This window comes from Undibacterium sp. FW305-107 (genome assembly GCF_058788535.1).
Map to the genome: position 1 here is coordinate 145,031 of NZ_JBYTAV010000005.1, position 20,447 is coordinate 165,477.

The 20,447-nt window shown below is 48.9% G+C and carries 16 protein-coding genes; 13 read left to right on the forward strand and 3 right to left on the reverse strand.

Features of this window, described 5'->3' with window-relative positions:
• Positions 1-18: 18 nt before the first annotated feature.
• From smc to def, 5 genes are all read left to right on the forward strand, one after another.
• Positions 19-3,543, forward strand: coding sequence for a chromosome segregation protein SMC (smc, locus tag AC3WQT_RS12650; RefSeq protein ID WP_492704314.1), 3,525 nt, complete (start codon positions 19-21; stop codon positions 3,541-3,543).
• Positions 3,540-4,622 carry a cell division protein ZipA C-terminal FtsZ-binding domain-containing protein gene (locus tag AC3WQT_RS12655; RefSeq protein WP_492704315.1) on the forward strand — a complete coding sequence of 361 codons (1,083 nt, stop codon included), beginning with the start codon at positions 3,540-3,542 and terminating at the stop codon, positions 4,620-4,622. Before smc ends, AC3WQT_RS12655 begins: the two co-directional genes overlap by 4 nt.
• 11 nt (positions 4,623-4,633) lie before the next feature.
• Positions 4,634-6,691 carry an NAD-dependent DNA ligase LigA gene (ligA, locus tag AC3WQT_RS12660; protein ID WP_492704316.1) on the forward strand — a complete coding sequence of 686 codons (2,058 nt, stop codon included), beginning with the start codon at positions 4,634-4,636 and terminating at the stop codon, positions 6,689-6,691.
• A gap of 1 nt (position 6,692) precedes the next feature.
• The gene (galU, locus tag AC3WQT_RS12665; RefSeq protein ID WP_492704317.1) at positions 6,693-7,568 is read left to right on the forward strand and encodes a UTP--glucose-1-phosphate uridylyltransferase GalU; all 876 of its coding nucleotides are present in this window, start codon (positions 6,693-6,695) and stop codon (positions 7,566-7,568) included.
• An 83-nt stretch (positions 7,569-7,651) separates the two neighbouring features.
• Positions 7,652-8,185, forward strand: a complete 534-nt coding sequence (def, locus tag AC3WQT_RS12670) for a peptide deformylase (protein ID WP_423017501.1) — start codon at positions 7,652-7,654, stop codon at positions 8,183-8,185.
• 69 nt (positions 8,186-8,254) lie between these two features.
• Here def and AC3WQT_RS12675 read toward each other — a convergent pair whose 3' ends face one another.
• The 3 genes from AC3WQT_RS12675 to map form a co-directional block, all read right to left on the reverse strand.
• Positions 8,255-9,001 carry a pseudouridine synthase gene (locus AC3WQT_RS12675; RefSeq protein ID WP_492704318.1) on the reverse strand — a complete coding sequence of 249 codons (747 nt, stop codon included), beginning with the start codon at positions 8,999-9,001 and terminating at the stop codon, positions 8,255-8,257.
• 88 nt (positions 9,002-9,089) lie between these two features.
• The gene (locus AC3WQT_RS12680; RefSeq protein WP_492704319.1) at positions 9,090-11,642 is read right to left on the reverse strand and encodes a [protein-PII] uridylyltransferase; all 2,553 of its coding nucleotides are present in this window, start codon (positions 11,640-11,642) and stop codon (positions 9,090-9,092) included.
• Between the two features lie 12 nt (positions 11,643-11,654).
• Positions 11,655-12,464 carry a type I methionyl aminopeptidase gene (map, locus tag AC3WQT_RS12685; protein WP_492704320.1) on the reverse strand — a complete coding sequence of 270 codons (810 nt, stop codon included), beginning with the start codon at positions 12,462-12,464 and terminating at the stop codon, positions 11,655-11,657.
• 414 nt (positions 12,465-12,878) lie between these two features.
• Between map and rpsB the strand changes: the two genes are divergently transcribed.
• The 8 genes from rpsB (at position 12,879) to rseP (ending at position 20,444) form a co-directional block, all read left to right on the forward strand.
• On the forward strand, positions 12,879-13,625 hold the full coding sequence (rpsB, locus tag AC3WQT_RS12690; protein WP_110253518.1) for a 30S ribosomal protein S2: 747 nt from the start codon (positions 12,879-12,881) through the stop codon (positions 13,623-13,625).
• Between the two features lie 136 nt (positions 13,626-13,761).
• Positions 13,762-14,643, forward strand: coding sequence for a translation elongation factor Ts (gene tsf, locus AC3WQT_RS12695; protein ID WP_492704321.1), 882 nt, complete (start codon positions 13,762-13,764; stop codon positions 14,641-14,643).
• 245 nt (positions 14,644-14,888) lie between these two features.
• On the forward strand, positions 14,889-15,605 hold the full coding sequence (pyrH, locus tag AC3WQT_RS12700; RefSeq protein ID WP_162041352.1) for a UMP kinase: 717 nt from the start codon (positions 14,889-14,891) through the stop codon (positions 15,603-15,605).
• A gap of 85 nt (positions 15,606-15,690) precedes the next feature.
• Positions 15,691-16,251 carry a ribosome recycling factor gene (gene frr, locus AC3WQT_RS12705; RefSeq protein ID WP_110253515.1) on the forward strand — a complete coding sequence of 187 codons (561 nt, stop codon included), beginning with the start codon at positions 15,691-15,693 and terminating at the stop codon, positions 16,249-16,251.
• Positions 16,252-16,286: 35 nt separating this feature from the next.
• On the forward strand, positions 16,287-17,066 hold the full coding sequence (uppS, locus tag AC3WQT_RS12710; RefSeq protein WP_492704322.1) for an undecaprenyl pyrophosphate synthase: 780 nt from the start codon (positions 16,287-16,289) through the stop codon (positions 17,064-17,066).
• Positions 17,066-17,884 (forward strand): phosphatidate cytidylyltransferase, encoded by an 819-nt coding sequence (locus AC3WQT_RS12715; RefSeq protein ID WP_492704323.1) that lies wholly within the window; start codon positions 17,066-17,068, stop codon positions 17,882-17,884. Before uppS ends, AC3WQT_RS12715 begins: the two co-directional genes overlap by 1 nt.
• A gap of 5 nt (positions 17,885-17,889) precedes the next feature.
• Entirely contained in the window at positions 17,890-19,074 is a 1,185-nt protein-coding gene (ispC, locus tag AC3WQT_RS12720; protein WP_492704324.1) for a 1-deoxy-D-xylulose-5-phosphate reductoisomerase, read from the forward strand.
• The gene (gene rseP, locus AC3WQT_RS12725; protein ID WP_492704325.1) at positions 19,071-20,444 is read left to right on the forward strand and encodes an RIP metalloprotease RseP; all 1,374 of its coding nucleotides are present in this window, start codon (positions 19,071-19,073) and stop codon (positions 20,442-20,444) included. The genes ispC and rseP overlap by 4 nt, the downstream gene beginning before the upstream one ends.
• Positions 20,445-20,447 lie beyond the last annotated feature (3 nt).

The window sequence follows — 20,447 nt, forward strand, 5'->3', positions numbered from 1 at the left end:
ATAATAAAATTATATAAAGTGCGATTAACTTCTATTAAATTAGCGGGATTTAAATCTTTTGTAGATCCCACCCATTTTCAGGTTCCTGGTCAACTGGTTGGTGTTGTCGGCCCTAATGGTTGCGGCAAGTCCAATATTATTGACGCTGTGCGCTGGGTTTTGGGTGAATCCAAAGCCTCTGAGCTGCGTGGCGAATCCATGCAGGACGTTATCTTTAACGGTTCTACCCACCGCAAACCCGCTGGTCGTTCATCAGTCGAGCTGGTTTTTGATAACAGCATGGGTAAAGCTGCCGGTCAATGGAGCCAATACGGTGAAATCGCCGTCAAGCGTACCTTGACGCGTGATGGCACGTCTACGTACTACATCAACGGTCAGCCAGTGCGCCGCCGTGATATTCAGGACATCTTCCTCGGTACAGGCCTGGGTCCGCGTGCTTACGCGATTATCGGTCAGGGCATGATTTCACGCATCATTGAAGCCCGTCCGGAAGAATTAAGGATTTTTCTCGAAGAAGCTGCCGGTGTTTCCCGCTACAAGGAGCGCCGCCGCGAGACAGAAAACCGCATCCACGACACCCATGAAAACCTGGTACGTGTTGAAGACATCCTGCGCGAGCTGAATAACAACCTTGACAGGCTGGGTGCACAAGCCGTAGTTGCCAATAAATTCCGCGAATTGCAGACTGACCAGGAAGAAAAGCAAAAACTGTTGTGGTTGCTGCGTAAAAAAGAAGCGGAAAACGAACAAAAAAAGCATTTTGCCGAAATAGAAAAGACCCAAACCGACCTCGAAGAGCAAACAGCCAAGCTGCGCCATGTCGAGCTGGAGCTGGAGCAAATGCGTCAGGCCCACTATGCAGTCGGCGACCGCATGCATCAGGCGCAAGGTCATTTGTACCAGACCAACGCTGAGATTGGCAGCCTGGAAGCACAAATCAAATTTGTCATCGAATCACGCAGCCGTTTGCAATCGCAATTGCAGTCACTGACTGCACAGCGCGATCAATGGCAAAATCAGAGTCGGCAATTCCAGGATGATTTGTCTGAAGGCGAAATCCATGTCGAGGAACTGGCCATGCGCGCCGAGCAGGCACTGGAAGTCAGCCAGCAACAGCAAGACAAACTACCTGCGATGGAGCAAATATGGCGTGAGTCGCAACTGAAGACGACAGAATCACGCGCCAAAATCATGCAGATGCAGCAGCAGATAGAGCTGGAATCTGCCCATCAGCGCAATGCCTCGAATATCCTGAACACTCTGGCATCCAGACGTGAACGCCTGATGCAGGAGAAGCAGGGTCTGGTATTGCCGGATACGACGCATCTGGATAATTTGTCCACGCAGTTGGAAGAGAAAAAGCAGGTGCTGGAAGAACTCACCATGCAACTGGAGGAAGCGCAAGAGCGCTTGCCTTTGCTGGAAGATGAGCGCAAACAGGCGCAGCAGCAAGTGAACCAGGATAGCGCTGAATATGCGCAACTGGAAGCACGTCTGCTGGCCCTGAAGCAATTACAGGAAAAAGTACAAAGCCAGGGCAAAGTACAGCCCTGGCTGGAAAAGCACGAATTGAGTGGTTTGCCAAAAATCTGGCAAAAACTGCATATCGAAGCTGGTTGGGAAACCGCGCTGGAATCTATCTTGCGTGAACGTACCGCAGCGCTGGAAATGTCGAACCTGGACTGGGCTAAGGCTTTTTTTGGTGATGCGCCACCTGCCAAGTTGGCTGTTTGTGCACCCACTATCGTAGCAGAAGCTGTCACACCTCTGGCTGGCTTCAAACCTTTCATCGATTTACTGCAACTCAATGATGCAGGTTTGCGTGGTTTGATGCAGGACTGGTTGCATCAGGTTTATATCGCTGACGATATTACTTCTGCCTTCATGGACAGGGTTAAATTGCCAGCCGGTGCCTGTTTTATCACCAAGCAAGGCCATGTGATTGCCCGCTCAAGTGTGCGTTTTTATGCCTCCGATTCAGAGCAGGATGGTGTACTTGGCCGCCAGCAAGAGATAGAAAATATCACCAAGCAATGCCGCGCCAAGCATATGCTGGCGGACGAATCCAAGACCCGCGCTGTACGCTCAGAATCTGCTTACTCTCAGGCCACGCAGCAATTACAAGACTTGCGCCAGCGCGTGGGCAGCCTGACACAGACTACACACAGCCTGCAAATTGAATTCATGAAATTGTCTGAAGTGCAGGAGCGCTTTAATCAGCGCAGCACGCAGATAGGCAGTGATCTGGCAGAAATTGCTTCGCAAGAGAGTGAGCAACAGCAAATCAGGGCAGAGTCCGAGCAAAAATTTGAGCAACTGGACATGGACCTGGCGGAACTGCAGGAAACCCATGAAGAAGGCCAGACCGCTTATCTGGAAAAAGAACAGCAATTGAATGAAGCCAGACAGCGTCTGCGCGATCTGGAACTGGCCGCTCAGGAAGCAGCTTTTGCAGAAAAATCCCATCGCAGCAAGATGGAAGAATTGCGCCGCAGCATTGCGACTGCGCTGGAGCAATCAGCGCAATTATTCGCCAGCATGCAGCAGGGACAGCTTGAGCTGGAATCCATGGATGACCAGACTGCGCAAGCCGGTTTGCAAGATTTGCTGGACAGACGTAGTTCTCAGGAAGTGGCGCTGGCAAATGCCCGTCATGAACTGGATCAACTGACGCAACAATTACGCCATCACGAAGAATCCAAAATGCAGGTGGAACGCAGCCTGCAACCGCAACGTGACCGTATCGTTGAGTTGCAATTGAAAGAACAGGCTGCGCGTCTGAGCCAGGAACAGTTCTCGGAGCAATTGCGTAATTTTGAAGTTGATGAGGAAGCCCTGGCGCAAAAACTGCATGATGATCTCAAACCATCTTATTTGCAGGGTGAAGTTACCCGTCTGACCAATGCGATTGCAGCGCTAGGTGCGGTGAATATGGCTGCTCTAGATGAGCTGGCGCAAGCAACTGAACGCAAGACTTTCCTGGATGCCCAGCATGCTGACTTGACTGAGGCGATCACAACCTTGCAAGATGCCATCCACAAGATTGATATTGAAACACGCGACTTGTTGCAGGATACCTTTGACAAGGTGAACCATCATTTCGCTGAGCTTTTCCCAATTTTATTCGGCGGTGGTCAGGCAAAACTGATCATGACCGGCGACGAAATCCTCGATTCTGGCGTGCAAGTCATGGCGCAGCCACCTGGCAAAAAGAATGCGACCATTCATTTGCTGTCTGGTGGTGAAAAAGCCCTGACAGCAACTGCGCTGGTATTCTCGATGTTCCAGCTGAATCCTGCACCTTTCTGCTTGCTTGATGAGGTTGATGCACCGCTGGATGATTCAAATACCGAGCGTTTCTGTAATATGGTGAAACGCATGTCGTCAAACACACAATTTTTATTTATCTCCCATAACAAGATTGCGATGGAAATGGCACAACAATTGATTGGTGTCACCATGCAAGAACAGGGGGTTTCACGAATCGTGGCGGTAGATATGGAATCTGCCGTCAATTTTGCTACTGAGGTTCAAGCAGCATGACAGATCTACAAATAAGTTTGTTAGCGATAGGTGGAACGCTGGTGGTAGGCGTCCTTATTTTTAATAAATGGCAAGAATACAAAGCCAAGAAAACCGTTGAAAATGCGTTTGGCGATGGACATGATGATGTCCTGATGAATCCTGATGCGCCCGTGGAGTCCATAGTCCGGCATGAGCCTAGCCTGGATGGTGATGTGCAGCCAGTCGACGATGTGCCACAACACCATGCACCCATGCACGCAGATGTTGCCACTGAAATGGAAGCCCCGGTAGCTGTTCAGGATAAAGAATTGCCAGTTGATGAATTAATCGATTGCGTAATTCCATTGGAATTTGAAACACCTGTACGTGGCGAAAAAATATTGGCAGAAATTGCTGATCTTAAGTATGTAGGCAAAAAACCTGTGCATTTCATAGGCCAAAGCCATAGCGGCGAGCGCGATGTTATTGCAGTTGGCGGCGCTTACACCTGCCTGTTTGCCGGTGTGCAAATGGTCAGCCGTAACGGCCCTTTGAATGAGCTGGAATATTCCGAGTTCATCATGAAATTGCGGGCGATTGCCGATAATCTGAGTGCGCACCCTGATATTCCTGACATGAATAAAGTCATGGTCAACGCCCGCGAGTTGCATCAATTCGTCGCTGAGCATGATGCGCAATTGAGTGTGAATATCGCTGCTAATGGCGCGCCATGGGCCTTAAATACTTTGCTCGCAGCATTGGAAAAAATGGGTTTTGATCAGCGTCCAGACGGTCGCCTGATGATGCCCGATGGCGACGGCGGCAGTCTGTTTACCTTGTCCACCAATGTCAGCGTCAGTGAAACCATGACTTCGCGCCTGACCCTGTTGCTGGACGTACCTTGTGTTGCCCCAGCGCGCGATGGCTTTGGTGCCATGGCGGCTTGCGCCCGCTCGCTGGCAACTCGCTTGAGTGGTACGGTTGTGGATGATGGCAATCAACCCATCTCCAAACTGGCACTCGATGAGATATCTGGCCAGGTTCATGAATTTTATGCCGCAATGGCAGAGGCGCAGATTCCTGCTGGCTCTTTGCGAGCGCAACGACTATTTAGCTAATTATTGTAGACATGCAGAATGATCTTTTGGATGCTGCCGCCAAGGCGGCAGACACTTCAACATTAGCAGTACAGGCAGAAAGCCTGCGCGCAGAGTTGAACAGGCATGCACATGCCTATTATGTACTGGATAACCCCAGCGTGCCAGATGCTGAATATGACAGATTGTTTTCAGAACTTCAGCGACTGGAAGAAACGCATCCCGAATTAAAAACTGTCGATTCGCCCACCAACAGGGTAGGTGGGGCACCTTTGCCAGAATTTGGTCAGGTGCAGCACGCAGTGCCCATGCTGTCGCTGAACAATGGTTTTGAAGATGACGATGTCATTAATTTTGACCGCCGTGCCCGCGAGGGACTGGATATTCAAAGTGAAATCGTCTATGCGATAGATTTGAAGTTTGATGGCCTTGCCATCAATTTGCGCTATGTCGACGGCGTCTTCACGCAGGCAGCAACGCGGGGCGATGGCTTCACCGGCGAAGACGTTACTGAGAATATTCGCACCATACACAGTATTCCTTTGCGCTTGCAGGTAGAAAATCCGCCAAAGATACTGGATGTACGTGGCGAAGTACTGATGTTCAAACGCGATTTTGAAAAACTCAATCAGCGTCAGCGAGATGCCGGTGCTAAAGAGTTTGCCAACCCGCGTAATGCTGCTGCCGGTAGTTTGCGTCAGTTGGATTCAAAAATTACTGCTAAGCGCACTTTGCGTTTTTTTGCCTATGGCATAGGCCTGCTGGAAGGCATGAGCGTGCCACCTTCCCATCGCGCTTTGCTGGATTGGTATAAACAGGCAGGCATTCCTGTCTGTGAAGAAAATGCTCTGGTGAGCGGTGCATCTGGTTTGCTGGAATTTTACAAGGCGATTCAAACGAAGCGTGACAGCCTCGATTATGAAATCGATGGCGTTGTCTATAAAGTCAACGACTTCGCGAGCCAGCAGTCTCTTGGATTTGTATCACGTGCGCCACGTTTTGCAATTGCTCACAAATTCCCGGCGCAAGAAGCTTTGACGACGGTGCTGGATATAGAAGTACAGGTCGGCAGGACTGGCGCTATTACACCTGTTGCCAGACTCGCCCCGGTTTTTGTTGGCGGTGTGACCGTAACCAACGCCACTCTCCACAATGAAGAAGAAATTCAGCGCAAGGATATACGCATAGGTGACACGGTTTCTGTACGTCGCGCAGGTGATGTGATACCTGAAGTCGTCGCCAGCATATTGGAAAAGCGCCCTGTGGATTCGCGCCAGTTCGTTATGCCAGTTGAATGTCCGATTTGTGGCTCACCCATACAAAAGCCGGAAGATGAAGCGATTGCCCGTTGCAGTGGTGGCTGGATAAAATGTACAGCACAGCGAAAAGGGGGCTTATCTCATTTTGCTTCACGTAAGGCCATGAATATTGATGGTGTAGGAGAGCAGCTCATTGATCAGTTGGTCGACAAGAATGTCGTTACAACGGCTGCAGATTTGTATAAGCTAGGTTTGCGTGCACTGGTTGAGCTGGATCGCATGGCAGAGAAGTCTGCGCAGAATGTATTGAGTGCACTGGAAACATCCAAACTGACTAGTTTCCCTCGTTTTATCTACGCGCTGGGTATACGCCATGTAGGTGAGTCGACAGCAAAAGATCTGGCTGCACATTTTGGCAATACGGATGCCTTGATGAAAGCGACCGAAGAACAACTGCTGGAAGTATCGGATGTTGGCCCGGTAGTGGCGAAATCCATCTTGCGCTTCTTTTCAGATCCATTGAATGTGGAACTGGTAGAGCAATTGCTGGCATCCGGCATACATTGGCCAGAAATTGAAGTGCGAGAAAAAGCTGAGCAAGTCCTGGCAGGCAAGACGCTGGTATTGACGGGCACATTGCCTACATTGAGTCGTGATCAGGCGACAGAGGTGATAGAAAAAGCCGGTGGAAAAGTCTCCGGATCAGTCTCCAAGAAAACCAGTTATCTGGTTGCTGGCGACGATGCAGGCAGCAAGCTGGTGAAAGCGCAAGAATTGGGTATCAATATTTTGACAGAAGCAGAATTGCTTCAACTTTGTTCCGGGAGCTGAAATGAGAAAAATTAAAAAAGCCGTATTTCCAGTGGCAGGTTTGGGGAGCCGCTTCTTGCCAGCCACCAAGGCGCAACCAAAAGAGATGCTGCCTATCGTTGATAAGCCGCTCATACAATATGCGGTTGAAGAGGCTGTGGAAGCAGGCATTACGGAAATGGTATTCATCACCGGCAGAAATAAACGGGCGATTGAAGACCATTTTGATAAAGCCTATGAACTGGAAAGCGAACTGGAAGCAGCAGGTAAAGAAGCTTTGCTGGACCTGGTCAGAAACGTTATTCCAAAGAACATCAACTGCATCTATATCCGCCAGACAGCGGCTCTCGGTTTGGGGCATGCAGTGTTGTGTGCCCGCCCTGTTATTGGCGATGATCCGTTTGCAGTCTTGCTGGCGGATGACTTGATGGATGCGGATGTTGGGCAACCTTCCGTCATGGCACAGATGGCACGTCAGTATGAAGCCGAAGGCGGCAGCATTGTTGCTGTACAAAACGTGCCGCGTGAATTTACCCGTCAATACGGTATCGTCAGTGGTACACCTTACACTGATAGCCTGGAAAGAGTGCAGGGTATAGTAGAAAAACCTATGCCTGATGTTGCCCCGTCCACTCTGGCGGTAGTTGGTCGCTATATTTTGTCTGGGCGTATTTTCTCTTATCTGGAAACCCTAGGCAAAGGTTCTGGCGGTGAGATTCAATTGACTGACGGCATTGCGGCCATGCTCAAGGACTTTCCTGTCTACGCCTTCCGTCCCAATGCAACGCGTTATGACTGCGGCTCCAAACTGGGTTATCTGAAGGCCAGTGTTGCCCTGGGTTTGAAGCATAAAGAAACCAGCGCAGAATTCTCTGAATATCTGCAGTCCCTGAAATAAGTAATACTAAAATACGGCCAGACAGAATCTGGCCGTATTTATATGTAAATCATTTATTACATTCATTAAACATCTGGTGCACCATGATTCATCCTATCCTGAAAATGGGCGATGCCCGACTATTAAGAGTTGCTGAACAGGTCACTGCGTTTGATACGCCAGAATTGCATGAGCTCATCAAGGATATGTTCGAGACCATGATTGCCGCCAATGGCGCAGGCCTGGCAGCGCCACAGATAGGCGTGAATTTGCAACTTGTGATTTTTGGTTTCAAAAATAATCCACGTTATCCTGATGCACCTGTCGTGCCAGAAACCGTACTCATCAACCCTGTATTGACGCCTTTATCTGAAGAAACAGATGATGCCTGGGAAGGGTGTTTGTCCGTTCCAGGCATGCGTGGACTGGTGCCACGTTGGAGTGCGCTGCGCTATGAAGGCTATGATCAGTTCGGTACGCGCATCTCACGCGACGTAGATGGCTTCCACGCCCGTGTCGTGCAGCATGAATGTGATCATCTGAATGGCATTTTGTATCCTATGCGCATACGTGATCTGACACAATTTGGTTTTACTGAAGTCTTGTTCCCGGAACTTGACCCTAACGACGACGATTGAGTTATTGATTTCAAAACAAAAGGGGCAAGAATGTTGGTTCTTGCCCCTTTTGTTTTTTTAAGATGTAAATTAGAACTGCTCGTCTTCACGCAGATAGCGCCACTGACCTTCTGGCAATTTACCTAGTTTGATCTTACCTATGCGTACACGTTTCAGACCTATGACTTTCAAGCCTACCATTTCACACATGCGCCTGATCTGGCGCTTCTTGCCTTCGCGCAGGATGAAATTCAACTGGTCTTCATTCTGCCAGGTGACTTTGGCGGGTAGCAGTTTCTTGCCGTCCAGTGACAGGCCATGATTCAGGCGCCGCAGATCTGCATCTGGCAAACGCCCAGGTTTACCGTATTGCACCCGTACCAGATATTCCTTTTCCACCACCGTGGTTTCGCCTATCAAATGCTTGGCGATACGACCATCCTGGGTCAATACCAGCAAACCGACTGAATCGATATCCAGGCGGCCAGCCGGTACCAGACTACGCAATTGAGTAGGGTGGAACTGGGTATCGACTTCATCTTCTGTCCAGCGGTTTTCTGGCTTGATCAGGGCGATTGCTGGCGTGTAGCCATCTTCAGCCTGACCGCTGACATAGCCTACCGGTTTGTTGATAAGGACAGTGACGCGTTTCGATTGCTCGGCGGCAGCCTGCCTTTCCACTGTTACTTTTTGATGGGGTAGTACTTTGCTACCCAGTTCCGAGATGACTTTGCCGTCAACTCTGACCCAGCCGCGCGCTATCCATTCATCGGCCTCACGGCGGGAGCAAAGGCCAAGTTCGGACATGCGTTTGGAGAGTCGTACAAGTTCAGTCATGATGCTTTTAGAGTAGGCTTGCCTGGGGCTTGTTGCGAATCAGGCAAGGGTTTTGATTATTCGGTTGCGGTACTGCGTTCGATAGAGCTTAAATTCTTAGGGCATCCAGCAAGTCAGTTTCAAACTGTATCTGGCTGCGGGCACCTTGCAGGGCCTGGCCATCAACAATGAAAACGTCTTCCACTCTTTCCCCCAGAGTCATGATTTTGGCTGTATGTAAATTGATTTTATACTTGGTCAGTATATTTGCCACCGCATACAACAAGCCATTTCTGTCATTGGCAGAGATGGACAGTAAATAATACTGACCACGATCATCCGGCCGTAAATCCACCGTAGGCACGATAGGGAAGGTGCGCGACATCCGTGACAAACGTCCACGGTTTGGTGGTGACAATGGTGTCTGACGAGTCAGAATTTCTGTCAGTTCGTGCTCTATCAAATTAATGATGTCACGGTAATTATTGGCAAAAGCAGGTTCTATCACCAGGAAAGTATCGAGAGCGTAACCATTTTTGCTGGTGTGAATTTTTGCATCGAGAATGCCAAAATTCTTGCCGTCAAAATAATTACAGATGCGTGCAAACAAGTCGGGCTGATCTTTGACGTAGACTGTAATCTGCAAACCTTCACCTATGGGCGATAGCCGGCATTTCACCACTGGTATCTGGCTATCTATGCGGTCATGCAAAGCACGTGTTTGCCAGGCGATATCAGATGCGTCATGGCGCAGAAAGTATGCGACATCAAGTTGCTGCCAGAATTTTTCATGCGCATCAGGTGCCAGACCATACAGGCGCAAGGCTTTCAGCGCTTCTTCCTGACGATTCTTTAACTCCCTGTCCTTGCTTGGTGTTTCGCCACCCAGTACGCGTAAGGTCATGCGATATAAGTCTTCCAGCAGCTTGCCTTTCCAGGCATTCCAGACTTTGGGGCTGGTGCCACGAATATCAGATACTGTCAGCAAATACAGGGCCGTCAAATGACGTTCGTCCTTGACCAGATTGGCGAAATTTTGCACTACATCAGGATCAGATAAATCCTGTTTTTGTGCCACATGCGACATGGTCAGGTGTTTTTCTACCAAAAAGATAATCAATTCGGTATTGGCCTTGCTCAGGCCATGGTCGTAGCAGAATTTCTTGGCATCTGCCATGCCCAGCAGTGAATGGTCGCCACCGCGCCCCTTGGCGATATCGTGAAATAAAGCTGCGATATACAAAACCCAGGGTTGATTAAAATTCGCCATCAACTGGCTGCAAAATGAGTATTCATGCGCATGCTCGGGCATGGTGAAGCGGCGCAGGTTGCGCACGACCATGAGGATGTGCTGATCTACTGTGTAGGCATGAAACAGATCATGTTGCATCTGTCCTATGATGCGACGGAAATTCGGCAGGTAGCGACCCAGTATGCTCATTTGATTCATGCGGCGCAACGCATGGGTGATCCCTTGCGGCGATTGCAGAATTTGCAGAAATAGAGAGCGATTGAAGATGTCATGGCGAAATTCAGCATCAATCAACAGCCGCGCATGCCAGAGGGCACGCAACGTCCTGGCCGTCATGCCTTTGAGTTCGGTGTGTCTGGCCATGACTAGAAAAACTTCCAGTATGGTCGATGGATTTGCTTCAAAGGTATCATCTCTGGCGATATCGATGAAGCCGTTCACCTCATTGAAATGCTCATTGATGGGCCGTGGTACCGAGGGCTGTGGAAATAATACTGCTTCAATATTTTGTAGCAATATAGTATTGAGTTGCGTAACAGCCTTGGCAGCCCAGTAATAGCGTTGCATCAGGTATTCGCTGGCACGTCTGGATTCTGTAGTCTTGAATCCAAAGGTTTCTGCTATCGGTGTCTGTACATCAAAAATGAGGCGATCTTCACGGCGGCCTGCATGGATATGCAGTCGTATGCGTATGTCTTTAAAAGCACGCTCATTGCGTTTTAACTGACGGGCTTCGACATCTGTTATCAGGCCACGCTCAGCCAGTTCACGCCATGAGTTACCCAGATTAGCAGCTTTAGCCACCCAGAGTATGACTTGCAAATCCCTGAGCCCGCCCGGGCTTTCTTTGCAATTAGGTTCCAGACTATAGGGCGTGTCTTCATATTTGACGTGGCGCTGTTGCAGCTCCAGGAGTTTTTCCTGGAAAAATTTTTGCGGCTGCATGGCTTCCGCATAGTGCTGCTGCATTTCCTTGAACAATTTGCGGCTACCTGTTACCAGACGTGCTTCCAGCAGGCTGGTTTGTACGGTGATGTCGGCAGCGGATTCTTGCAGGCATTCATCTATTGTGCGTATGCTGTGACCAATATCCAGACCGATGTCCCAGAAGAGTTGCACCAGTTTTTCCAATTTTTCACGCAAGACAGCATCCGGCCTTTGCTGTAACAAAATCAGCACATCAACGTCGGAATAGGGGAATAATTCGCCACGACCATAGCCGCCAACAGCGACCAGTGCCGCTTCTTTCGGAAATTCAAAATGACGCCAGATTTTGCTGAGTTGCTGATCGACATTGCGGCACAAATCATGTAGCAATTGTTCTGCCTTATGATTTTCCTTGAACGCATTAATGACGATCAGTTGCGCTGATTTCAATTCTTCCTTGAAAGAGAGTGCCGGTGTCTGCATGTGACCAGGGTCTTAAGCGAGTTTGATGAAATCCGGGATAGGCGGGTAGCCTGCCGACAATGTCAGCACTTCATAACCGGTTTCCGTTACCAGGACAGTATGCTCCCACTGGGCCGACAGGCTGCGGTCCTTGGTTTTGATGGTCCAGCCGTCAGGCATTTCCTTGATATCACGGCGGCCAGCGTTAACCATGGGTTCTACCGTGAAAATCATTCCAGGCAACAGCTTCTCCATAGTGCCAGGTTTACCGTAATGCATAACTTGTGGTGCTTCATGGAAAATTTTGCCTATGCCATGGCCGCAAAATTCACGAACGATGCTGTAGCCTGCACGTTCAGCGTGCTGCTGAATAACATGGCCTATGTCGCCAAGATGCGCGCCAGGTTTGATTTTATCGATACCCAACCACATGCATTCATAAGTAATCGCATTCAGGCGTTTGGATAGTATGGACGGTTCACCCAGCAAGAACATACGGCTGGTGTCGCCATGGTAACCATTTTTGATGACGGTAATATCCAGATTGACTGAGTCGCCATCTTTCAAGACCTTGTCTCCAGGTATGCCGTGGCAAATAACATCATTCACTGATGTGCAAATGGCTTTTGGATAAGGCGTGTAACCCGGAGGGCAATAATTCAATGGAGCTGGGATGGTGCCTTGCACATTAGTCATGAATTCATGACACAAACGGTCAAGTTCACCAGTCGTTATACCAATTTTGACAAAAGGCGTGATGTAATCGAGGACTTCCGAAGCCAATTTACCGGCAATGCGCATGCCGGCGATATCTTCCGGCGTCTTTATAGTGATAGCTTCCATACGTTTTCTTGTCGTTTGCCAAGACTTGCATAGCGAATACATGACATGGCCCGACATTTTTGCCTGGCGGCCAGGTTCGCTTACCAGCTAAAGTCTTGATCTGAGTAAAATTGCGAAAGTGTTGCAGAACCGGAATTATAGTCTATGAAAGGCCGTGCCGTATTGCCCTGACAGCGCTCCTGCACTGACTTCTTAATCTCAGCACTTGAGGAAAATACTGTTTTCATAGTAGAATAGATGGTTAGCTTGTAGATGTATAGAAATGCGGTACTTGCTAATTTATATTTTATCAATCGAATCCGGTCGAAAAGGGTGTCTTGCAGCGCTTGGTTTTGATAGTTATTAAGGTAGCTATTGCAACTATTAAGCCGCTCAGATCACTGGCTGGATTCAAGACCTAACCCTGGAGTTATTATGTCTGTAACAATGCGTGAAATGCTGGAAGCTGGTGTGCACTTTGGTCACCAAACCCGTTTTTGGAATCCAAAAATGGCACCGTACATCTTCGGTCATCGCAACAAGATTCATATCGTCAACTTGGAAAAAACCCTGGCAATGTACCAGGACGCGATGAAGTACATCCGTCAATTGTCTTCCAATCGCGGCACAGTGTTGATGGTTGGCACTAAGCGTCAATCCCGTGACATCATCGCAGCAGAAGCACAACGTGCTGGCATGCCTTTCGTTGATCAGCGCTGGTTGGGTGGTATGTTGACTAACTTCAAAACAGTCAAAACATCTATCAAGCGCCTGAAAGACATGGAAGCTTCCATCGAAGACGGCTCCGTTGAGAAACTGTCCAAAAAAGAAGCTCTGATGTTCCAGCGCGAAATGATCAAGCTGCAAAAATCCATCGGTGGTATCAAGGATATGGGCGGCGTTCCTGATGCAATTTTCGTGGTTGACGTTGGTTACCACAAAGGTGCAATCACTGAAGCAGCGAAACTGGGCATCCCGGTTATCGGCGTGGTTGATACTAACCACTCCCCAGAAGGTGTTGCATACATCATCCCTGGTAATGATGACTCCTCCAAAGCAATCGCTTTGTATGCTCGCGGTGTTGCCGACTCCATCCTGGAAGGCCGTGCAAACGCAGTGAACGAAGTTTTGGAAGCTGTTAAGCCAGGTTCTGATGAGTTTGTAGAAGTAGAGCAAGCTTAATAGCCTGTTCTGGCACATGGTTTCAAGCTGCTGTGGCGGCTTGAAACAAAAAATGGGGCAACAGTCGTTCGCCCTTTTTTTTAAACAAAATTTGATATCGGTGTTTCTTTAAACACCATTGAACTAGGAGAATGACATGGCGGCGATTACAGCAGCTTTGGTAGGTGCACTGCGCGCAAAAACAGATGCGCCAATGATGGAATGCAAAAAAGCGCTGACAGAAGCAGAAGGCGATATGGACCGTGCGGAAGAAATTCTGCGTGTAAAACTGGGTAGCAAAGCTTCCAAAGCATCTTCCCGTATTACTGCAGAAGGTGTTGTCGCATCTCACATCGCTGGCAATGTTGGTTCCCTGATTGAAGTTAACTGCGAAACAGACTTCGTGACCAAGAATGATGATTTCCTGGCGCTGGCAAATACTTGTGCAAAATTGATCGCTGAGCATAACCCTGCTGACATCGCAGCTTTGGGTGCGTTGCCACTGGACGGCAAAACAGTTGAAGAAGTGCGCGCAGCACTGGTTGGTAAAATCGGCGAAAACATGTCTTTCCGTCGCTTTGTCCGTTTTGATACAACGGCTAAACTGGTTTCTTACCTGCACGGTACACGTATCGGTGTGGTTGTTGAATTTGACGGTGCGGATGAGCAAGTTGGTAAAGACGTAGCGATGCATATCGCTGCGATGAAACCAGTATCCCTGTCTTCTGATCAGGTTCCTGCTGAGTTGATCGAAAAAGAGCGCTCTGTAGCAGCTTTGAAAGCAGCAGAATCTGGCAAGCCAGCAGATATCGCTGAAAAAATGGTTGAAGGTTCCGTACAGAAATTCCTGAAAGAAGTTTCCTTGCTGAATCAAACATTCGTTAAGAACGACAAGCAAACAGTTGAGCAGATGTTGAAATCTGTTAATACAACTGTCAAGGCATTCACCATGTTCGTCGTTGGTGAAGGCATTGAGAAGAAGCAAGATGACTTCGCCGCAGAAGTGGCCGCGCAAGTGGCCGCAGCAAAACAAGCGTAATTGGCGAAATAAAAAAACGGGCCGAAAGGCCCGTTTTTTTAAATCCAGCGATTGTAAGTATTTGTGTCTGAGCATCAAATTTGTGTATTCAGGTGTAAATATGAGCGGATGGTGCTCCATTTGCTTTGTGTATTGCCTGACCGGGCTAGTTTACAAATCAAATGGTCATTGAGGTGCCTTATCCAGGCTGCTTCATCCAGTATGCATTTTTTAAAACTATTTAAACTACCAGAAGGAGTCCTATCATGACAAAACCTGCTTACAAGCGTGTGCTCTTGAAGCTCTCTGGCGAAGCCCTGATGGGCGATGATCCGTTTGGCATTAACCGTGCGACGATAGAGCGCATGGTGGCCGATGTGGCCGAAGTATCAAGAATGGGTGTAGAGCTGGCCATCGTTATCGGTGGCGGTAACATCTTCCGTGGCGTGGCACCTGGAGCGCAAGGTATGGACAGGGCTACTGCTGACTATATGGGTATGCTGGCCACGGTCATGAATGCTTTGGCATTATCGGATGCGATGCGTCAGGTCGGTTTGACTTCGCGCGTCATGTCAGCAATCGCCATTGACCAGGTCGTTGAGCCTTATGTGCGCCCTAAAGCCTTGCAATATCTGGAAGAGGGTAAAGTCATTGTGTTTGCTGCAGGTACCGGTAATCCCTTCTTTACTACCGACACAGCCGCTGCTTTGCGCGGTTCTGAAATTGGCGCTGAAATCGTCCTGAAAGCGACCAAGGTTGATGGCGTTTATACTGCTGATCCTAAAAAAGATGCCACAGCGACACGTTATACAACGATTTCTTTTGATGAAGCCATTGCTCGTCACCTGCAAGTCATGGATGCAACTGCCTTTGCTCTTTGCCGCGACCAGAAACTGCCTATCAAGGTATTTTCCATAATTAAACCAGGTGCATTGAAGAATGTCATCCTGGGGGCAGACGAAGGCACCTTAGTGCACGTATAATCCTGCACTTTGGATTGTTTCATATTAATTCGGCAAGGAGCGCGGCAAGACCCGTCGCTTGTGCCCAGATGTACAGGAGAGCGCTATGAGCGTAGCAGATATTAAAAAAAGTTCTGACCAGCGTATGCAAAAGTCTATCGAGACTTTAAAGGCAGATTTGTCTAAAGTACGTACTGGCCGTGCCCACACCGGCATTCTGGATCATGTCCAGGTTGATTATTACGGTACACCTACCCACATCACCCAGGTTGCCAACGTTACTTTGATCGATGCCCGCACGATTGGCGTGCAGCCTTGGGAAAAGAAGATGTTGAACGCTATTGAAAAAGCCATCCGTGATGCTGATCTGGGTTTGAACCCGTCATCTCAGGGTGAGTTGATTCGTGTGCCAACTCCGCCGCTGACAGAAGAGCGCCGCAAGGAAATGGTCAAACTGGTCAAGACTGAAGGCGAGAGCGCCAAGATCGCGATACGCAACATCCGTCGTGATTCTAATGAGTCGCTGAAAAAGTTACTGAAAGAAAAAGAATGCTCGGAAGATGATGAGCGTCGTGCCCAAGATGACATCCAGAAATTGACAGACAAGTTTGTTGCCGAAGTGGACAAGCTCCTGGCTGACAAAGAAAAAGAAGTGTTGACAGTATAAGTCGTCGCCCGCGTATCAACACATTCTGGATTTACATGACCCATACAAGTTCCACCAAGGAAATTCCGGCAGTTGGCGCAATTCCTAAACATATCGCAATTATCATGGACGGCAACGGGCGCTGGGCAACTAAGCGTTTTTTGCCGCGTGTCGCCGGGCATGTAAAGGGCGTTGAGGCGGTCAGGGGCATCGTTGAAGCCTGTGCCCGCCGCGGTGTTTCTTACCTGACCTTTTTCGCATTCAGCTCAGAAAACTGGCGTCGCCCTGCCGAAGAGGTGTCATTATTAATGCGTTTGTTTGTGACCGCTCTTGAAAAAGAAGTGGCGAAAATGCACGCTAATAATATACGTCTGAAAGTGGTTGGCGACCTCACGCGCTTTGACCCGCAACTGCAAAGCATGATAGCTGCTGCAGAGCAAAAAACTGCCAGTAATCAAGGCTTGACCGTGACCATTTGCGCCAATTACGGCGGGCGCTGGGACATCATGCAGGCCATGAACCGTTTGCAAAAAGAGCGTGTGGCAGCAGGGCAGGCTGATCAGGAAATAACAGAAGACCAGCTTGCCGCTTATCTGTCTATGGCCTATGCACCTGAACCGGATTTGTTTATCCGTACCGGCGGCGAGACACGCATTTCCAATTTCCTGCTCTGGCAACTGGCGTATAGTGAGTTGTATTTTACAGATACGTTCTGGCCTGATTTTGACGCGGCTGCTCTGGACTTGTCCATTTCATCTTATCAAAACCGCGAACGTCGCTTTGGACGGACCAGTGCGCAAGTAACCGAACAATCTGCACAGCAAGAAAGCAAGTAATGCTTAAAACCCGTGTTCTGACTGCTCTGGTTCTGTTGGCCATTTTGCTACCAGTACTGTATTCGGCCAATTTCTATGCATTTTCTGTAATGGCTGTCGCTTTTTTTGCTGCTGCGATGTGGGAATGTCAGCGATTATTCAAAAAACCCGGTCCCATCATCATGGCTGCGTTGTGGGTAGGCTTGCTGGTGTATTGCTTATTCCATCTGGCAGATTTCTCGCATCCTTTACTGTTTGCGTTAAGTACGGCATTCTGGGCTTTCAGACTGGTTCCCACGCTGGCCAGAGGTTTGCCAGAGACTCATAATTTTTCCAGCGGCATGCTGAGCACTTTATATGGTATCAGTATTTTTGCCTGCTTCGTCGCGATTGCTGTTTTCTTCCAGCGTTCACCGATGTATTTGTTCTCTGTCATGGCAATCGTCTGGATTGCCGATATCGGCGCCTATTTTTCTGGTAAAGCTTTTGGCAAGCGCAAACTGGCCCCGACAATTTCTCCCGGTAAATCGTGGGAGGGCGCTATCGGTGGCTGGATATGCGTATTGATACTGGCCGCGGCGACCAGCTTTATTCCCGCACTGGAAAATACTTTTACTGCGCAATTGCTTGCCAGAAAAGGCTGGCTCATCTTTGTCTGTGCCATGACTTTGATTACTGCCGCCAGCGTAGTGGGTGATTTGTTTGAATCTTCATTAAAGCGTCGCGTTGGCATGAAAGACAGTAGCAATTTGTTGCCTGGCCATGGCGGTGTACTTGACAGGATAGATGCATTGATACCTGTGCTTCCTCTGGCAGCCTTAGTGGACTTGTGGCGATAAAATAAATGCAAAAAAAACAGCAATTATGCATATTGGGGTCTACGGGCTCAGTAGGCGTATCGACACTGGATGTCGTCGCGCGTCATCCTGATCGCTACAGTGTTTTTGCACTGACTGCACATACCCAGGTAGCAAAACTGGCTGAGCAATGTGCACAGTTTTTGCCTCAGGTTGCAGTAGTTGGTACAGCGCAGGCTGCTGACGAACTGGCGATTCTATTAAAAGAAAAACATTTACCTCAAATCCAGATACTGTTTGGCCCTGAAGCCTTGTGTGCCGTTGCCAGCGCCAGCGAGTGTGACAGCGTGATGGCCGCTATTGTAGGTGCGGCTGGCTTGCCCGCTTCTCTGGCTGCAGCAAAAGCGGGCAAGAAGGTATTGCTGGCGAATAAAGAAGCACTCGTCATGTCTGGCCAGTTATTCATCGATGCCATTAAAGACAGCGGTGCTGCCCTGTTGCCCATTGATAGTGAACACAATGCCATTTTCCAGTGTCTGCCTGGCAATTACAATCGTCAGCCAGGGCAGCATGGCATACACAAGATATTGCTGACCGCCTCTGGTGGGCCATTCTTGAACAGAGACGTGAATACCCTGGACGATGTGACGCCTGAACAAGCCGTAGCGCACCCTAACTGGGTCATGGGGCGGAAAATCTCTGTCGATTCAGCAACGATGATGAATAAGGGCTTGGAGGTCATCGAGGCACACTGGTTGTTTGCAACGCCAGCAGAGCAGATAGAAGTAGTCATCCATCCGCAAAGCGTGATTCATTCCATGGTGTCTTATACTGATGGCTCTGTGATCGCACAAATGGGTAACCCGGACATGCGCATACCTATCGCCTATGGCATGGCTTATCCAGAACGCATAGCTTCTGGAGTTGCACCGCTAGACCTGCTGAAAGTCGCCAGTCTGAATTTCATCAAACCAGATTTCCAGCGCTTCCCTTGTCTGCAATTAGCTTATGATGCCTTGAAAGAAGGCAAGTCTGCTGCAACTATATTGAACGCAAGTAATGAAATCGCTGTCCAAGCGTTTTTGGATAAGAAAATAGGCTTCCGCATGATCAATCAGGTCATAGAGCATACACTGAGCAAGGTGGTGGCAACAGAGGCGCCAGACCTGGAAAGTATACTTGCCTGTGATGCAGAGGCGCGTCGTGTTGCTGAGGCTATGATCGCCTTATGACCTGGCTGCAAAACGCACTGGCCTTCCTTGTGACCTTGGGCATACTGGTCACTATCCATGAATTTGGGCACTATATCGTCGCACGCTGGTGTGGCGTCAAGGTTTTGCGCTTTTCTCTGGGTATGGGGAAAATCATTTACTCAAAACGCCTGGGTAAAGATCAAACGGAATGGGCAATCTCCATATTGCCGCTGGGTGGTTATGTCAAAATGCTGGATGCCCGTGAAATGGGCGCTGACAATATTGATCCTGCCGAGTTGTCCCGTGAATTTTGTCATCAATCGGTCTGGAAGCGTATCGCCATCGTTGCTGCGGGCCCGATAGCCAATTTTTTATTGGCCATCTTTCTTTATACGGTTTTGTTTGTACATGGCGTGCCTGAGCCTGTTGCCAAAGCGCGTGTTGGCTCCGAGTCTTCTATTGCCTACAAGGCGGGTCTGCGTCACGGCGACTTGATTACGGCCTTTAATGGTGAGCAGATACAAAGCTGGTCTGAATTTCGCTGGAAAATGATGCAGGCTGGTGTCAATAATCGTAATCCGGTATTGGAAGTGCAGCGTGCTCATTCCGGGCAAGGCAGTGACAATACGCCACTTTCCATAGAAATTCCTCTTCAGCAACTATCCTCCAGAGAAGCCGATGCAGATATTTTGCTGCATCTTGGCTTGAATCTTGCTGGTAGTGCTGAGGTTGTGCTGGAGGATTTTTTGCCGGATAGCCCTGCAATGCGGGCAGGCTTGCAGGTTGGTGACCGCATCCTGGAAATTGGACAAAAACCTTTGCTTGATGTCATAGATTTCCGGCAAATCGTCAACGCCAATCCCGATAAACCGTTGAAGCTATTGGCTCAACGGAAGGGGAAGAAATTTGAGGTGGAAGTCACCCCTGTAAGCCAGGAAACTAATGGGCAAACAGTAGGGCTGATGAAAGTAAAACTGCAGCCTGTCACATATGAAATGACGATAGTGCAGGCAAACCCGCTGCAAGCACTCATTAAGTCAGTTGAAAAAACCTGGGACACCAGCATCTTCAGCCTGAAAATGATGGGGAAAATGTTAACGGGCAGTGTTTCTTTGAAGCATATAACCGGACCTTTGACTATCGCTGACTATGCCGGGCAAACATCCAGAACTGGCTTGATTACCTACCTCAGTTTCATTGCGGTAATCAGTATTAGTCTTGGCGTGATGAATTTACTACCAATACCGGTTTTAGATGGGGGGCATTTGTTGTATTATTCGCTGGAAGTTTTAACGGGGAAACCTTTGCAAGACCGTTACGTCGAAATGGGGCAGCGCGCCGGAGTTTTTTTGCTATTGACGATGATGGCAATAGCTTTTTTTAATGACATTGCCCGACTAGTGCCATAATAG

Bases quoted from the DNA above. Each gene is read 5' to 3' on its own strand.
- frr (WP_110253515.1), top strand. From the start codon at position 15,691: ATGAGCGTAGCAGATATTAAAAAAAGTTCTGACCAGCGTATGCAAAAG.
- ispC (WP_492704324.1), top strand. From the start codon at position 17,890: ATGCAAAAAAAACAGCAATTATGCATATTGGGGTCTACGGGCTCAGTA.
- galU (WP_492704317.1), top strand. From the start codon at position 6,693: ATGAGAAAAATTAAAAAAGCCGTATTTCCAGTGGCAGGTTTGGGGAGC.
- def (WP_423017501.1), top strand. From the start codon at position 7,652: ATGATTCATCCTATCCTGAAAATGGGCGATGCCCGACTATTAAGAGTT.
- AC3WQT_RS12675 (WP_492704318.1), bottom strand. From the start codon at position 9,001: ATGACTGAACTTGTACGACTCTCCAAACGCATGTCCGAACTTGGCCTT.
- uppS (WP_492704322.1), top strand. From the start codon at position 16,287: ATGACCCATACAAGTTCCACCAAGGAAATTCCGGCAGTTGGCGCAATT.
- tsf (WP_492704321.1), top strand. From the start codon at position 13,762: ATGGCGGCGATTACAGCAGCTTTGGTAGGTGCACTGCGCGCAAAAACA.
- ligA (WP_492704316.1), top strand. From the start codon at position 4,634: ATGCAGAATGATCTTTTGGATGCTGCCGCCAAGGCGGCAGACACTTCA.
- AC3WQT_RS12715 (WP_492704323.1), top strand. From the start codon at position 17,066: ATGCTTAAAACCCGTGTTCTGACTGCTCTGGTTCTGTTGGCCATTTTG.
- rpsB (WP_110253518.1), top strand. From the start codon at position 12,879: ATGTCTGTAACAATGCGTGAAATGCTGGAAGCTGGTGTGCACTTTGGT.
- map (WP_492704320.1), bottom strand. From the start codon at position 12,464: ATGGAAGCTATCACTATAAAGACGCCGGAAGATATCGCCGGCATGCGC.
- rseP (WP_492704325.1), top strand. From the start codon at position 19,071: ATGACCTGGCTGCAAAACGCACTGGCCTTCCTTGTGACCTTGGGCATA.
- pyrH (WP_162041352.1), top strand. From the start codon at position 14,889: ATGACAAAACCTGCTTACAAGCGTGTGCTCTTGAAGCTCTCTGGCGAA.
- AC3WQT_RS12680 (WP_492704319.1), bottom strand. From the start codon at position 11,642: ATGCAGACACCGGCACTCTCTTTCAAGGAAGAATTGAAATCAGCGCAA.
- AC3WQT_RS12655 (WP_492704315.1), top strand. From the start codon at position 3,540: ATGACAGATCTACAAATAAGTTTGTTAGCGATAGGTGGAACGCTGGTG.